The following is a 14,346-nucleotide window of genomic DNA, read 5'->3' on the forward strand; positions in this document are numbered from 1 at the left end:
CGCCGCCGCCTGCGATCGATCCGATCAAGAACACGGTGTATATTTCGCCGCAGGATGGCATTTACTGGAACAATGAGCCGATGACGCTCAGCCAGTTGCGCGCCAATCTCGATTCCACCCAGAATCGCGACCTGTATGAAATGCCGCCGCAGTTGGTGATGCAGCCGGACCCCAACGCCCGCTATGCGCGCGTCGATCAGGTCTTGGCGGAAACCAAAAAGGCCAAGGTCGAAAATCTCGGTTTCCTCGGTAATGAAACATATATGGGCGAAATTTAAAGGCCCGAAATGCATCGGCTCTGGGGTCGCACCGGAGTATGCCGGGGTCATAAATTGGCCCCGGCATTTTATGGCGATTAGATCGCGGCCATCATCCGTGCCGCTTCCGCCGCCTGGTTTTTACGGGTGAGTTCCATATCGTACACGGCAGTCGCGCCGTAACGATGCGGCGCATGGGGATCGACCCGGCGCTTATCAAAGCTCAGGACACGGGTGCCGAGCTTGAACGCTTCTTTCAGGTCGTGCGTCACCATCATGATCGTCAATTGATGCTGCTGCCACAGGCCGGTGACGAGTTCATGCATATCGGCGCGGATGCCCGGATCGAGAGCGCCAAATGGTTCATCCAGCAGCAGCACGCGCGGATTTTTGACCAAGGCTTGCGCGATGGCGAGGCGTTGCTGCATCCCGCCCGAAAGCGCGGTGGCATATTCATTCATCACATGGCCAAGGCCGACCGCGATCAGCATTTCTTCGGCCTGTTCGACCGCGCGTCGCCGCGCTGCGCCAAAGCTGCGCCCCAAAATGGGCGAACTGGCGCAATCAAGGCCGAAGATCACATTTTCACGGACATTCAGATGCGGAAACACGGAATAACGCTGGAACACGATCCCGCGATCCGGGCCGGGTTCGGGGCGCAGGGGCTTGCCATCAAGGAAGACTTGGCCCTGGCTTGGCGCTTCCTGCCCCAAGGCGAGGCGGAGGAACGTGCTTTTCCCCGCGCCCGATGGCCCGATGATCGAGACGAAACTACCCGCGTTGATGTCGATATTGACGCGTTCCAGCACGACCTTGTCGCCATATTCGACCCAGACGTTGCGAAAGGAGAGGAGGCTCATCAGTTGCTGCTCCGATTGGCCCAAGGGAATGCCTTGCGGGAGATGAATTGCAGCGCCATGTCGATCAGGATCGCCAAGAGCGAGATCCACGCGACATAAGGCAGGATGATGTCCATCGAGAGATAACGACGGACGAGAAAGATGCGATAGCCAAGGCCGACATCGGCGGCGATGGCCTCTGCCGAAATCAGGAATACCCATGCCGGTCCCAGCGACAGCCGCAGCGCCACAATCAGACGGGGCATCATCTGGGGCAATGCGACGCGGATCGTCAGCAGCCAACTGCCTGCGCCCAGTGTCTGGGCCTTGATCATCTGTTCCTGTGGCAATGCGGCGACAAAGGCGGCGACATCGCGGACCATCACCGGGGTGATGCCGATCACGATCAGCATGATTTTCGAAGCCTCGCCAAGGCCAAAGACGATGAACAGCACCGGCAGAATGGCGATTGGCGGGATGACGGAAATGGTGGCGACCAGCGCGCCGAATTGCGCGCGGATCAACGGGATGAGGCCCAGCGCCAGCCCGAGCAGGATCGAAGTGACGGTCGCAATCGCGAGCGCAATGCCAAGCCGTTCAAGGCTGGCGAGCGTATCGGCCCATAACAGGATCTGCCCGGTGATCGGGTCTGCATCAAGCGCGAGATTTTTGAACGCTTTGCCCATCGCCATAAAGGTAGGCAGCAATTTATCCGCCGGATTGGCCGCGTGGCGCACGGCGGAGGCGATCATATAGCCGATCACGATCAGGATCAGCGGGATGGCGGCAAGCCCTGCGGCGGCCTTGCGCCCCGGGCGGATGTTCACGAGCCGCGTCATGACAGTTGTTTTCCGTGGATGAATGTCATGACGCGCCCCGTTTATTGTAGTGGTGGTGGGTTGAGGATCAGAGCTTGCCGTCGGCGGCCATCTGCATCCATGTCGGGTCGAAGCGCAGCTTTACATTGGCTGGATCGCCCAAGGTTTTGTTATTGGCAAAGCCGATCCCGATGGCATCGACCGAAGTCGCGCCCGGGCCATAAAGGCCTTTATCAAAGCTGAAGCTACGCACCCGGTCCATCGTGGTGACGAGCGCCGGATCAAGCGTGGCCTTCAGGGCATCCGCCGCCGTGTAATACATGAACGTGGTCTTCAACTGGGCATCGAAGCCGGGGCCATCGGTGCCGGACAATTGGCCCATGGCGGCGCGCGCTTTGGCACCTTCCGGGGTTTGTGCGTTCATCAGGGCCATGGTTTCATACCAGATTCCGGCCAAGGCCTTGCCAAGGTTCGGATTGGCCTTGAGCGTGGCCGTATCTACCGCCAGCAGATCGAGAATTTCCCCCGGAATATTGGCGGAGCTGAACACTTCGGTCGCGCCTTGGACCTTTTTCACTTCGCCCAATTGCGGATTCCATGTGACGACCGATTTTGCATCCGGCGTGGCGAAGGCGCTGACGATATCGGCATCACCGGTATTGACGGTTTTCACGTCCGACAGCTTGAGATTGGCGCTGTCGAGCGCACGGGCGAGGAGGTAATGCGACACCGACAGTTCGACGAGGTTGATCGTTTGGCCCTTCAACTCGGCGACCGACTTGGCAGTTTTGCTGACGACGCCATCATTACCATTGGAATAATCGCCGATGATGACAGCGGTCGTGTCCTTGCCGCCTGCGGCGGGAATGGTGAGCGCGTCCATATTGGTGACGGTCACGCCATCCAATTTGCCCGCCGTATATTGGTTCACCGATTCAACATAATCATTGATCTGCACGATGTTGATCTTGATGCCGTATTTGTCTTCATATTTCTTCACGATCCCGGCCTGTTGGGCATAGGGCCATGGCATCCAGCCGGCATAGATCGACCAGCCGATGTTGAATTCCTTCTTGGCGGCCGCATCCGTCGCGGCTTCCTTATTGGCAGAGCCGCAGGCGGCGAGCGCGAGGCTGGCCACCATCACGCAGGCGGTGTTTCGCAGTTTCGAGAACAGAGACATAATCGGTCGATCCCCCTTGCAATTTGGCGAGGCCCGCCCCCGCATGAGGTGCGGGCTATCGGTCGCGGACTTCCACTGAAGGATGTTGATGCAGGTATCGTGCCAAATGGGGATTCGCCGGAAATTGCGGCAGGGCAGGGGTGGCGCGGGGGTGATGTGGCGAAACATTGCCTAAACTTTGGGCATCAAAAATAGGCATGCCCAATTTTCAGCCATTTTTGACGATAAAAATAATACTATTGCCGATATTAGTAATATCCAATAAATGCGGGGTATGACCGAAAACACCACCCCGCCACTCGCCCGGCTCAGCATGACCTTGCCAGCCGATTTATTCGATCAGCTTGATGCGATGGTCGCCGCGCGCGGCCTTAATTCGCGCTCTGCGGTGATTGCGGAATTGATCCGTAATTCGGTCGCTGAATATGCCGAGGAACAGCGCCCGGATGCGGTGTTGGCGGGGACGATTACCCTGATCTATCGCGCGGATTACGGCACTATTCGCCATCGGATCGCGCAAAAGCAGCGGGACTATCTGAAGGAGGTGATCTCCGCCCAGCATGTGTTCCTAGAAAACGATCAATCCTTGGAGGTGTTGCTGGTGCAAGGCCCGCCCGCGCGGCTGCATGCATTGTGCGACGATCTGCGGCGGGTGCGCGGGGTGCAACAGGTCCGACTCGTCACCACCACGGCGCTGCTGCCGCAGCTGCACGAGCCGCCGTTGGATGAAATTGGCACGCAACATGCAGGGAGTGAAGCATGATGAAAACAACCGCTGATCCATATGGGGCGCAGGCCCATGCACGGGCAATGGCCGGCACGATTGTCGAAACCATGCCTATCTTGCCACCTTCTGATGGTTTGGTCTGGGAAGAGACCGTGGCCGCGGGGGGCTATACGTCCCGCCGCATATCGCGCGGCACCCGCATTACCCTTGATGATATATATGGCGATGCCTGTGTGTCGTTGTTGCTGTTCAATGCCGAATGTCCGGTGGAGCGATTGAACGTCGCGGATACCGTGAAGGTGCAATGGAATGCCTATCTCGGCGCGGGCAAATTGCTCTTGTCCGATATGGGCCGGGTGATGATGAGCCTCCTATCGGATGAGGCTGGGACGCATGATTGCTTTTGCGGCGCATCCAATGCGGCACTGCATGAGCGCAAATACGGACTGGGCGGCAATTATGGTCCCTATCCCAGCGCGCGGGATCGGTTTTTGATCGCGCTCGCCAAATATGGGCTGGGTCGCAAGGATGTGCATCCGTGCATCAACCTGTTCAAGGGGGTGGCCATTGCCGATGATGGCGCAGCCATATTGAACGCGGGGCCGTTTGCGCCGGGACGGACAGTCATGCTGCGGGCGGAGATGGACCTGATCATCGTTCTCGCCAACACGCCGCATGTGCTGGATAAAAGGGCGGATTACAGCGTCACGCCGGTCAAGGTGACGGCAATGGCCGGGCCGGTGACGGCGCAGGATGATCCGATCCGCACGGCGACGCCCGAGGGCGAACGCGCCTATCTCAACACCGAAGATTATTACCGGCGCTAAGGGAATATATATGACCGATCTCGCTATTGCTGGCCTGTCCGGCCACATTATCCATGATGAAATCGTGCCTGCCCGTGCCCCTTGGCTGCATGAGGTCAAGGCCGGGCAGACGCTGCGTATCGTCGATGTCGAGGGCAATCAGGCCGTCGATTTCCTCGCCTATAATGCCAAGGACGATGCCGAGCGCTACAGCGCGCAGGACACCATCGCTGCGCAGGAAAATATCTACCTCAAAACCGGTGCAGTTTTGCTGTCGAATGAAGGCCGTCCGATGATGACCATCACGGCCACCAATGTCGCCTATCATGACACGATTGGCGGGGCATGTAGCTGCGAATCCAACACCTTGCGTTATGGTCATTTCACCAAGCATCAACATAGCTGCGTTGATAATTTCCTCGATGCCAATGCCCGCGAGGGCCGCAACAAGCGTGATATGGTGTCGAACATCAATTTCTTCATGAACGTCCCGGTCGAAGCCGATGGCGCATTGGGGATTGTCGATGGCATTTCCGCGCCCGGCCTGATGGTCGAACTGCGGGCCGAGATGGATGTGACCGTGGTCGTGTCGAACTGCCCGCAAATCAACAACCCGTGCAACGGGTTCAACCCCACCTCTGTCCGTATGATTGTGACCGCTTGATGTTTTCCAAAGTCCTGATTGCCAATCGCGGCGCGATTGCGTGCCGTATCATCCGCACCCTGAAATCCATGGGCGTTGGGTCTGTGGCGGTGTTCAGCGAGGCCGATGCCGGGTCGCTGCATGTGGCCGAGGCAGATGAGGCCGTGTTGATCGGCTCTGCGCCCGCAGCCCAAAGCTATCTCAACATGGATGCGATTATCGCCGCCGCCAAGGCAACGGGCGCACAGGCGATCCATCCGGGCTATGGCTTTTTGTCGGAAAATACGGTGTTCGCCGAACGTTGCGCGGCGGAGAATATCGTCTTTATCGGCCCGACCGCCGATAATATCCGTGCCTTTGGCCTGAAGCACACGGCGCGCGATCTGGCGGCTGGGCAGGGCGTGCCGCTCGCCCCCGGTACGGATTTGCTGCTCGATCCCGCAAGCGCAATCGAGGCGGCAGAGGAAATCGGCTATCCCATCATCTTGAAGGCGACCGCAGGCGGCGGCGGCATCGGCATGAAGATTTGCGCGACCGCCAATGATATTGCCGAGGGCTTTGCTACTGTGGCGCGGCTGGGCGAGGGCAATTTCGGCGATGGCGGGGTGTTCCTCGAACGTTATGTCGAAACGGCGCGTCATATCGAGGTGCAGGTCTTTGGCGACGGCAAAGGCCGGGTCGTAGCCCTTGGCGAACGCGATTGTTCGCTCCAGCGCCGCAATCAAAAAGTGGTCGAGGAAACCCCCGCGCCATTGCTGCCAGCGGCGACGCGGCAGGCGCTGATCGATTGCGCGGTGCGGCTGACTTCGGCGGCGCACTATCGTTCGGCAGGCACGGTCGAATTTCTTTATGATGCCAAAAGGGATGATTTCTTCTTTCTGGAGGTCAATACCAGACTTCAGGTCGAACATGGCGTGACCGAACAGGTGACGGGTGTAGATCTGGTGGAATGGATGATCCGTGGCGCGGCAGGTGATTTCGCGTTTCTCGATCATGGCGCACCCACACCCAAGGGCGCATCTATTCAGGTCCGGCTTTATGCCGAAGACCCGGCGCAGGACTATCGCCCATCGTCCGGCAAGCTGGTCGAGGTGGCCTATCCGGAAGGTCCACGGGTCGATGGCTGGGTGGTCAGCGGTTCGGAAGTGAGCGCCTATTACGATCCGATGCTCGCCAAGCTGATCGTAACCGCGCCCGACCGGGCACAGGCAGTGGAGGCGATGCAGGCGGCGCTGGATGAGACGCGGCTGGCCGGAATCGAGACCAATCTCGATTGGTTGCGGCAGGTCGTCAGGTCCGATGTATTCACCACGGGCGAAGTCTCGACCCGTGCGTTGGCGGGCATTACCTATCAGCCGCGCACGATCCGGGTGCTGGCGGGCGGGGCATCGACGACCGTGCAGGATTATCCGGGGCGGATCGGCTATTGGAGCGTCGGCGTGCCGCCCTCGGGGCCGATGGATGCGCTGTCGTTCCGGCTGGGTAATCGCTTGCTGGGCAATGAGGAAGGCGCAGCGGGGCTGGAAATCACCGCCGCCGGGCCGACGCTCAGCTTTTCGTGCGAGACACGGTTTGTGCTGACGGGCGCGGCCTTTGATGCGAGCCTCGATGGCGTTGCGATTGCGCCCTATCAACCGATGACGGCCAAGACCGGGCAGGTCTTGAAGATCGGGCGCGTGACGGGGGCCGGGATGCGCGGCTATGTCATGATCGCGGGTGGTCTTGATGCGCCGGATTATCTCGGCAGCAAGGCGGCGTTTACCTTGGGCGAATTCGGCGGCCATGCCGGTCGCGCGGTGATGACGGGCGATACGCTGCATCTTGGCGATGTCGCGACCGGCGTTGAGGCCGTGCCGGTGGCGCGTCCGGAGATCAGCCGCAACTGGACCGTGAGTGTATTGTACGGCCCGCATGGCGCGCCCGATTTCTTCACCCCAGATGATGTGGAGATGATCTCCACCACCGAATGGAAGGTCCATTATAATTCGAACCGCACCGGGGTGCGGCTGATCGGGCCAAAGCCGCATTGGGCGCGCCAGGATGGCGGCGAGGCGGGGCTGCATCCATCCAACATCCATGACAATGCCTATGCCATTGGCGCGGTGGATTTTACCGGCGATATGCCGATCATCCTTGGCCCGGATGGGCCGTCCTTGGGGGGCTTTGTCTGCCCGTTTGTGGTGATTCAGGCCGATCTGTGGAAAATCGGCCAGCTTGCCCCCGGCGATACCGTCCGGTTCCAGCCGGTGAGCGATGCCGATGCGGTGCAGGCCGAACAGGCGCAGGATCAATATGTATCGACGCTGGCGCGTCCGGCGTTGATCAACCCGCATCCCGTGGCGGCAGAGACGGACCCGATTTTACGCTTTCTCCCGATTGAGGGGCATAATCCGGCGGTCACCTATCGTCGTCAGGGTGATCGGCATGTGCTGGTGGAATATGGCGAGATCGTTCTCGATATTGAGCTGCGCTTGCGGGTCCATGCGTTGATGATCGAATTGCAGGCGATGGCGCTGCCCGGTATTATCGATGTGACGCCCGGCATCCGTTCCTTGCAGGTCCAGTTTGATAGCCGCATTTTGCGTCAGCGCGATCTGTTGGATGCGCTGGAGGGAATTGAGCGGCGGCTCGATAAATTGGATGATTTCGAAATTCCGTCGCGGATCGTCTATTTGCCATTGAGCTGGGGCGACCCTGCGATTTGGGAAACGATCGAGAAATATATGGCCAGCGTGCGCGATGATGCGCCGTGGTGTCCGGATAATATCGAATTCATCCGCCGCATCAACGGGCTGGATCATCGCGATGATGTGCAGCGCATCGTGTTCGATGCCAGCTATCTCGTGATGGGGCTGGGCGATGTCTATCTCGGTGCGCCGGTCGCGACCCCGGTTGATCCGCGCCACCGGCTCGTCACCACCAAATATAACCCGGCCCGCACTTGGACACCGCCCAATGTCGTCGGCATCGGCGGGGCCTATATGTGCATTTATGGCATGGAAGGGCCGGGCGGTTATCAATTGTTTGGCCGGACTATTCAGGTCTGGAATAGCTGGCGGCAGACCGATGCTTTTGTCGATGGCAAGCCATGGCTGTTGCGCTTCTTCGATCAGATCCGCTTCTTCCCCGTTTCGGCTGTGGAACTGGAGGAATGGCGGCGCGATTTCCCGCTCGGTCGCAAGTCGATCAAGGTCGAAGAGACCGTGTTCCGCCTGTCCGAATATCGCCAGTTCATGGCCGATAATGCCGAAAGTATTGCCGAATTTGAAACCGCCCGCCGTGCCGCCTTTGATGCCGAACGCGCCGATTGGGCATTGAAGGGCGAATTCGACCGGGTGGCGGCATTGACCGAGGATGATAATGCCGCCGATGTGGCGGATGCGATTGTGCTGCCAGAGGGGTGCGAATTGATCGAAGCGCCTTTTGGCGGGAGCATCTGGAAGGTGTTGGTCAATGAAGGCGACCGGATCGAGGCCGGGGCGACGATTGCGGTGATCGAGGCGATGAAGATGGAATCGCCGGTCACCAGCCCGATTGCAGGCGTGGTGCGCCAAGTGTTCACGGCGGAAAAACAGGCCGTCAATCCGGGCGCGCCCCTATTTGCCGTGGAGGCCGCATGATCCAGCATCTGCATGCAAGCGAGATCGCCGCCAAGGTCAATGCGGGCGCGATCAGCGCGTTGGACATCGCCGAACAGGTACTGGCGCGGCTGGCGGATTATGACCAGATCCAGCCACAGGCGTGGATCAGCCGCTTTGCCCCCGATGACATTCGCGCGGCGGCCAAGGCCGTGGATGCGCGGGTGATGGCGGGGGAGGTGCTGCCGCTCGCCGGGGTGCCATTCGCGGTGAAGGACAATATCGATGTGGCGGGGCTGGATACCACGGCGGCTTGTCCCGAATTCGCCTATCGCCCGGTGGCCAATGCCTTTGTGGTCGAACGATTGCTGGCGGCGGGGGCGATCTGCATCGGCAAGACCAATCTCGATCAATTCGCGACGGGCTTGAATGGCTCGCGCAGCCCATATGGCGCGCCGCGCTGTGTTTTTAATCTCGATTATGTGAGTGGCGGATCGAGTTCCGGCTCGTCGGTGGCGACCGCCGCAGGGCTGGTCGCCTTTGCCCTTGGCACCGATACCGCCGGTTCGGGCCGGGTGCCTGCCGCGTTTAATCACCTGATCGGTTATAAACCCAGCAAGGGCCGGTGGAGCACGACCGGGCTGGTGCCGGCGTGCCGTTCGCTTGATTGCATCACGGTGTTCACCGCGCGGGCGGCGGATGCGGCGCTGGTCGATCAGGTGGTGGCGGGGATGGATGCCGCCGATCCTTATAGCCGGACGATCCCGGCGCGGGCGCTCGGCCAAGCCGGAGAAAAGCTGCGTATTGGCGTGCCATTGCCGCATCAACGCAATTGGTGTGGCGATCTTCAATCCGAGCGGCTCTATGATCTCGCGCTCGAACGGCTGGAGGCGTTGGGCTATGAGATCAGCCTTGTCGACATCGCGCCTTTGTCTGAGGCGGCGGCGCTATTGTATAACGGCCCTTGGGTGGCCGAGCGCACCGCCGCGATGGAAATGATGCTGCGCGATCATCCGGATGCGATTGATCCGGCGGTTAAACAGATTGTCGAGGCGGGGCTGCACATGACGGCGGTCGAGGCATTCAACGGCCAATATCGCCTTCAAGCCTTGGCGCGTCAGGCGGAAAATATGTGGCAGGCGATTGATGTGCTGGCGTTGCCGACTTCGCCGACAATCTATCGATTAAAGGAAATGCAGGCCGCGCCGGTCGCGCTCAATGCCCATTTCGGCCTCTATACCAATTTCGTGAACCTGCTGGATATGGCGGCGATTGCGGTGCCTGCGGGGTTCCGCCGCAATGCCACCGGCTTTGGCATCACCTTTATCGCACCCGCTGGCACGGATGCGGCGCTCTTCGATATGGCTGCCCGTTGGGAAGCGGACAGCCCTTATATGGCCCCTGAACTGGATATGGCGAAAATGGAAAGCAATCGACCGATGGATCGTATCAGGCTGGCGGTAGTGGGCGCACATCTCAAGGATATGCCGCTGCATTGGCAATTAACGTCGCGCGATGCGATTTTCATTGCCGAAACGACCACCGCGCCAAGCTATAAGCTTTATGCCATTGCCAATAGCGTGCCACCCAAGCCCGCCTTGGTGCATGATGCGGCAGGGGCAGCTATCAAGGTTGAAGTCTATGAACTGTCGACCGAGTCCTTTGGCAGCTTCACTGCAGAAGTGCCGCCGCCGCTGGCGATTGGAACGGTGACGCTGGCAGACGGCAGTCAGGTCAAGGGCTTCGTCGCCGAACCTCGGGCGCTGATCGGTGCCGAGGACATTACGACCTTGGGCGGATGGCGCGCCTATCTCGCGGGATAGGGGCCATCCGCATTATTGGCCGCTTTATTTGGATCAGGCCGCGATACGCAGCGAGATGATCAGTCGGCGCAGGCGATGGTTTTCCTGCTCCAGCGCCTGAAGATGACGGGCCATCGCCGGATATGCGGTATCGAACGGCGTGTTCGAGGGCTGTGCATCGTCCGCCATCGGGTCCGACATGTCATCGCCAAAATCGTCAATGTTGCAGGCGAGATCAAGATCAAAGTCAAAGTCGTTCATCATCGTCTGGTTCCTCTTACTTGCGTTCGGTGATCGGGGCGGCAGATGCGAGCTGGATTGCTGGCAACACCGGCTGGCGGGCATAGCCATGGGTCCATGCGCCCTGGCCGTTGAAGGAGAAGATCGGGCGATAATCAGACTGGCCGCGATCGCTGGAGATCTGGTCGTTGCGATTATCGAGGATCTTGATTTGACCATCGACACGCACCGCGAGCACTGCATGATCGGCGCGGACCGCGAGATCGCGCAGGATCACGAGATACATGTCGCTTTCCGGCACGCCGAGCGCCTTCAGGGCGGCGCGCTTTAAAATGGCATAGTCCTCGCAGTCGCCAGCGCTGCGTGACAGGCTTTCTGCCGGAGTGGCCCAATAATCGGCAGTGCCGAAAATGCGGCTATCGTCGCGATAGGTCAGGCGATGGTTGACCGCCTTGTTGACGGCTTCGACTTGCGCCAAGCGGCTGCCAGCCTGACGGGCGTTGGCGACCAGATTTTGGCCGGCGGCGCCCAGCGGCGCGGTTGAGATGCGGCTCCAGTCGCGCTGAAAAGGCGTTTTGGAGATCCGCAGTGCGACACTGCCGAACACCGCAGGGCTGATCGAGCGGATGCTTTGGGCGGAAGCGGTCGGGGTCGTCACGGCGAGCATAAGGGTAGCGCACGCAATTGGTGCGAAGATCTTGCCAGCAACAGCTGAGCTACCAGTACGCAGAATATTCGTGAATGTGTTCGACAACATCCGCTTATCCTTACCGTGATTTGATCTAATTGATGATCAAATTGTTTGCGATAAGGATCTTTTATACTAATTAATAAAGATTAAAATTTGTCGGATGGACAGGTCGAAGAACTGATCTATTTAAATATATATTATTTATTTAATACGGGATATTCTATATATAGACCGAAAGGCATAGGCCGCATGGCCCATCCGGCACCGCAGGCGGTGTTGTTGCTGATGGGTAATAGGGGGGGGGCACACCGGCTAAGTCAGGGGATGTGCCTGAGTCCGAGTGATCGAGCGTGGCAGGTGGTGGCGCGCGTTGGTGCGCGCAACATTAGATATATCGCAGCGCGCTTTATGCGCGGGCGGACATCAGCTTGGAAATGGCTTCGCCGCGGGTGCGGACGCCGAGCGCGCGGTAGATCGCGGCGAGATGGATCTTGACCGTGCCTTCCGCCACATCGAGCTTGCGGGCGATTTCCTTGGAGGTCTGGCCATGCATCAGTTCGTCGAGCACCTCAATCTGCCGGGGGGTCAGATGTTCCAGCCCGGGCAAGTCGCGGCGCAGAGGGCTTTGCGCCACCTCCATTGTAGGGCGGCGGGTCAGATGGCGCGGGATATATGATCCACCTTCGATGATCGATTCAATTGCCGCCACGAATTCAGTCGTGGGCAAGCCTTTGGGCAGATAGCCGTCAACGCCAGCCGAGAGGCAGCCCAGCACATCTTCACGCATTTCAGAGCCTGACATCACCGCAATCTGGGCATCGGGAAAAGCTGCGATGAGGTCGGTAAGGCTTTCCGGACCAGCGGAATCAGGGAGGCGGAGATCGACCACGATCAGGTTGATCACGGCATCACTATTGGCGATTTTCATTGCAGCCGCCAGGCTGTCTGCCTCGTACACATGACCAAGTTTGAGCGTGTCGCGCAACAGACGTCCTACGGCATCGCGGACCAACTCATGGTCTTCGACCAGAAGGGCGCTAAGTTGCTTTCGGTCGGTCATGTTCCAAGTATCCCGAAAATGGTGAAGGCGATGACAAAATTTTTGTTCAACGTGAGCGGTATGTACGGCCTCACGCTCTCGAGTCTAGTGTGCAACTGTATTGTTTTAAACCGATTGTCAGTGTGAAAACCTTGATTCATGCCAATGTGACGATAAATGCCAATCTGTTCCCTCCGCATGTGCCTCGTCAAACTGATTTTTAACGGCACTGTGTGTTTGGAATTTATATTGAATATTATCAATATTTTATATGAAAATTACAGTCTGCCATTATGCAAAATATTATTATTTAACAATAAGCTGTTAAGGTTGAATATTGCCAACATAGGCGTAATTTAATGCAGCCAAAATGATTTAATAATGTTACAGTGTATTCAGATTTGGAATTGGTCCTATTGAGAATTGGCCCTAGGAGTGGCCGCATGGAACGGAAACGATTGAATGGCCTGCTCGCGATCCAGCGGGCTTGCATTGCGTCAAAAGGCGACCTTCAAGCGTCGATGGCCGCGATAGTCAGCGAATATAGCGTCGCGCCGCAATCCAATGGCATTGTCGTCGAGCTTCGCGACGGCGATCAACTTTATTATGCCGCGGCGAGCGGCACCTCTGCATCCATGATTGGCATGCGCCTGCCGTTAAATGGCAGCCTGTCGGGCCTGTCCATCCTGACCGGGGAGCCGTTGATGTGTCAGGATTCGAATTGCGATCCGCGGGTCAACGCGCAGGCTGTGGCCAAAGTGGGCCTGCGGTCGATGATCGTCGTGCCGATCCCGCATCAAGGGCAGGTCGTGGGCGTGCTGAAATATCATTCCGATCAGGTGAATGCCTATAATGATGAAGACATTACGATGGCGCATCTGGTGGTTGGCCCCATTGTCGTGGGCCTCAGCCGCGCAGCAGAAGATGATGCGATCAAGGCAAAGGTCGAATTGGCTGAAATCGTCCGGTTGAAGAATGAACTGGTATCCAATGTCAGCCATGAACTGCGCACGCCTTTGACCTCGATTGCCGGGGCATTGCGCCTGATCGAGGCGGGCGCGGCTGGCGATATAACGCCCCCGATAGAAAAGCTGATCGATATTGCCGTGCGCAATACCGCCCGACTGCGGGCCTTGGTCGATGATTTGCTGACCATGGAAAAGCTTGATTCCCGGATGATGGCATTCGACCCGTCTCGGGTCGAACTGGGCGCGCTTGTGCAGGACATTGTCGAGCAAAATGAAATGTTCGCTAGCGATATGGGTGTACGCTTTTCCTTTCAGCGGCCTGCGTCGCCGATCTTCATCGAAACCGACCCGGCCCGGTTCAATCAGGTGATGACGAACCTGCTGTCCAATGCCGCAAAATTCTCGCCAAATGGGTCGGAAGTGCGGGTGATCGTCGATCATGATGAGGTGAATGCGCGGATCAGGGTGGAGGATGATGGGCCGGGCATTCCACAAAACTTCCGTCGCCGCTTGTTTGATCGCTTTGCGCAGTCCGATCAGACGCGTCAACTCACCAACCTGCCGGGAACGGGGCTTGGCCTTTCCATCTCCAAAAATATGATTGAGCAGCTCGGCGGCACGATCACGCATGATGGCGCGTATGAAGCAGGCGCGGCATTCGAAATTTGTCTGCCGCTTGAGGGCCATTCGACTGCAGCGTCAATTGAAGATGCGCCTAGACGGTTGGCCATATAATGCGTGAGAGGGAGCGAGGA

Annotated in this window: 13 protein-coding genes; 7 read left to right on the forward strand and 6 right to left on the reverse strand. The window is 58.5% G+C overall.

What is annotated here, in order from left to right:
• The coding region (locus tag K6117_RS13890) for an ExbD/TolR family protein (protein ID WP_221796560.1) at positions 1 to 278 on the forward strand (278 nt) is incomplete at its 5' end.
• Between the two features lie 77 nt (positions 279 to 355).
• Here K6117_RS13890 and K6117_RS13895 read toward each other — a convergent pair.
• From K6117_RS13895 to K6117_RS13905, 3 genes are all read right to left on the reverse strand, one after another.
• Complete coding sequence (locus K6117_RS13895) at positions 356 to 1,120, reverse strand: ATP-binding cassette domain-containing protein (protein ID WP_221796764.1); 765 nt, start codon at positions 1,118 to 1,120, stop codon at positions 356 to 358.
• Complete coding sequence (locus K6117_RS13900; protein ID WP_221796563.1) at positions 1,117 to 1,935, reverse strand: ABC transporter permease; 819 nt, start codon at positions 1,933 to 1,935, stop codon at positions 1,117 to 1,119. Before K6117_RS13900 ends, K6117_RS13895 begins: the two co-directional genes overlap by 4 nt.
• A 67-nt stretch (positions 1,936 to 2,002) precedes the next feature.
• Positions 2,003 to 3,058, reverse strand: coding sequence for a putative urea ABC transporter substrate-binding protein (locus K6117_RS13905; protein ID WP_221796567.1), 1,056 nt, complete (start codon positions 3,056 to 3,058; stop codon positions 2,003 to 2,005).
• 313 nt (positions 3,059 to 3,371) lie between these two features.
• On the opposite strand from K6117_RS13905, the gene K6117_RS13910 reads away from it, so the two are divergent.
• Genes K6117_RS13910 through atzF form a run of 5 tightly spaced genes read left to right on the forward strand, consistent with a single transcriptional unit; the run spans position 3,372 to position 10,674 of the window.
• Positions 3,372 to 3,860 (forward strand): CopG family ribbon-helix-helix protein, encoded by a 489-nt coding sequence (locus K6117_RS13910; protein WP_425514721.1) that lies wholly within the window; start codon positions 3,372 to 3,374, stop codon positions 3,858 to 3,860.
• Positions 3,857 to 4,651, forward strand: a complete 795-nt coding sequence (locus tag K6117_RS13915; RefSeq protein ID WP_221796572.1) for an urea amidolyase associated protein UAAP1 — start codon at positions 3,857 to 3,859, stop codon at positions 4,649 to 4,651. The genes K6117_RS13910 and K6117_RS13915 overlap by 4 nt, the downstream gene beginning before the upstream one ends.
• Before the next feature lie 10 nt (positions 4,652 to 4,661).
• Positions 4,662 to 5,294, forward strand: coding sequence for an urea amidolyase associated protein UAAP2 (locus tag K6117_RS13920; protein WP_221796575.1), 633 nt, complete (start codon positions 4,662 to 4,664; stop codon positions 5,292 to 5,294).
• The gene (gene uca, locus K6117_RS13925; protein WP_221796767.1) at positions 5,294 to 8,893 is read left to right on the forward strand and encodes an urea carboxylase; all 3,600 of its coding nucleotides are present in this window, start codon (positions 5,294 to 5,296) and stop codon (positions 8,891 to 8,893) included. Before K6117_RS13920 ends, uca begins: the two co-directional genes overlap by 1 nt.
• A complete protein-coding gene (gene atzF / locus K6117_RS13930; RefSeq protein ID WP_221796577.1) occupies positions 8,890 to 10,674 on the forward strand; it encodes an allophanate hydrolase in 1,785 nt (594 codons plus the stop codon). The genes uca and atzF overlap by 4 nt, the downstream gene beginning before the upstream one ends.
• A gap of 33 nt (positions 10,675 to 10,707) precedes the next feature.
• Here atzF and K6117_RS13935 read toward each other — a convergent pair whose 3' ends face one another.
• The 3 genes from K6117_RS13935 to K6117_RS13945 form a co-directional block, all read right to left on the reverse strand.
• Entirely contained in the window at positions 10,708 to 10,917 is a 210-nt protein-coding gene (locus K6117_RS13935; protein WP_221796580.1) for a hypothetical protein, read from the reverse strand.
• A gap of 13 nt (positions 10,918 to 10,930) precedes the next feature.
• Positions 10,931 to 11,650 (reverse strand): transglutaminase-like cysteine peptidase, encoded by a 720-nt coding sequence (locus K6117_RS13940; protein ID WP_221796584.1) that lies wholly within the window; start codon positions 11,648 to 11,650, stop codon positions 10,931 to 10,933.
• A 340-nt stretch (positions 11,651 to 11,990) separates the two neighbouring features.
• Entirely contained in the window at positions 11,991 to 12,644 is a 654-nt protein-coding gene (locus K6117_RS13945) for a response regulator (protein ID WP_221796587.1), read from the reverse strand.
• Positions 12,645 to 13,066: 422 nt separating this feature from the next.
• Here K6117_RS13945 and K6117_RS13950 point away from each other — a divergent pair, with 422 nt between their 5' ends.
• Positions 13,067 to 14,326 (forward strand): GAF domain-containing sensor histidine kinase, encoded by a 1,260-nt coding sequence (locus K6117_RS13950; RefSeq protein WP_221796590.1) that lies wholly within the window; start codon positions 13,067 to 13,069, stop codon positions 14,324 to 14,326.
• The last annotated feature ends 20 nt before the right edge of the window (positions 14,327 to 14,346 follow it).

Origin of the sequence: Alteraquisediminimonas sediminicola, assembly GCF_019740335.1 — a bacterium.
Lineage (GTDB): Bacteria > Pseudomonadota > Alphaproteobacteria > Sphingomonadales > Sphingomonadaceae > Alteraquisediminimonas > Alteraquisediminimonas sediminicola.

What these genes read in the sequence shown, in the direction of transcription:
- K6117_RS13905 (WP_221796567.1), bottom strand. Translation starts at nt 3,058, where the DNA reads ATGGTGGCCAGCCTCGCGCTCGCCGCCTGCGGCTCTGCCAATAAGGAA.
- K6117_RS13950 (WP_221796590.1), top strand. Translation starts at nt 13,067, where the DNA reads ATGGAACGGAAACGATTGAATGGCCTGCTCGCGATCCAGCGGGCTTGC.
- K6117_RS13910 (WP_425514721.1), top strand. Translation starts at nt 3,372, where the DNA reads ATGACCGAAAACACCACCCCGCCACTCGCCCGGCTCAGCATGACCTTG.
- atzF (WP_221796577.1), top strand. Translation starts at nt 8,890, where the DNA reads ATGATCCAGCATCTGCATGCAAGCGAGATCGCCGCCAAGGTCAATGCG.
- K6117_RS13945 (WP_221796587.1), bottom strand. Translation starts at nt 12,644, where the DNA reads ATGACCGACCGAAAGCAACTTAGCGCCCTTCTGGTCGAAGACCATGAG.
- uca (WP_221796767.1), top strand. Translation starts at nt 5,294, where the DNA reads ATGTTTTCCAAAGTCCTGATTGCCAATCGCGGCGCGATTGCGTGCCGT.
- K6117_RS13935 (WP_221796580.1), bottom strand. Translation starts at nt 10,917, where the DNA reads ATGATGAACGACTTTGACTTTGATCTTGATCTCGCCTGCAACATTGAC.
- K6117_RS13940 (WP_221796584.1), bottom strand. Translation starts at nt 11,650, where the DNA reads ATGTTGTCGAACACATTCACGAATATTCTGCGTACTGGTAGCTCAGCT.
- K6117_RS13920 (WP_221796575.1), top strand. Translation starts at nt 4,662, where the DNA reads ATGACCGATCTCGCTATTGCTGGCCTGTCCGGCCACATTATCCATGAT.
- K6117_RS13915 (WP_221796572.1), top strand. Translation starts at nt 3,857, where the DNA reads ATGATGAAAACAACCGCTGATCCATATGGGGCGCAGGCCCATGCACGG.
- K6117_RS13900 (WP_221796563.1), bottom strand. Translation starts at nt 1,935, where the DNA reads ATGACGCGGCTCGTGAACATCCGCCCGGGGCGCAAGGCCGCCGCAGGG.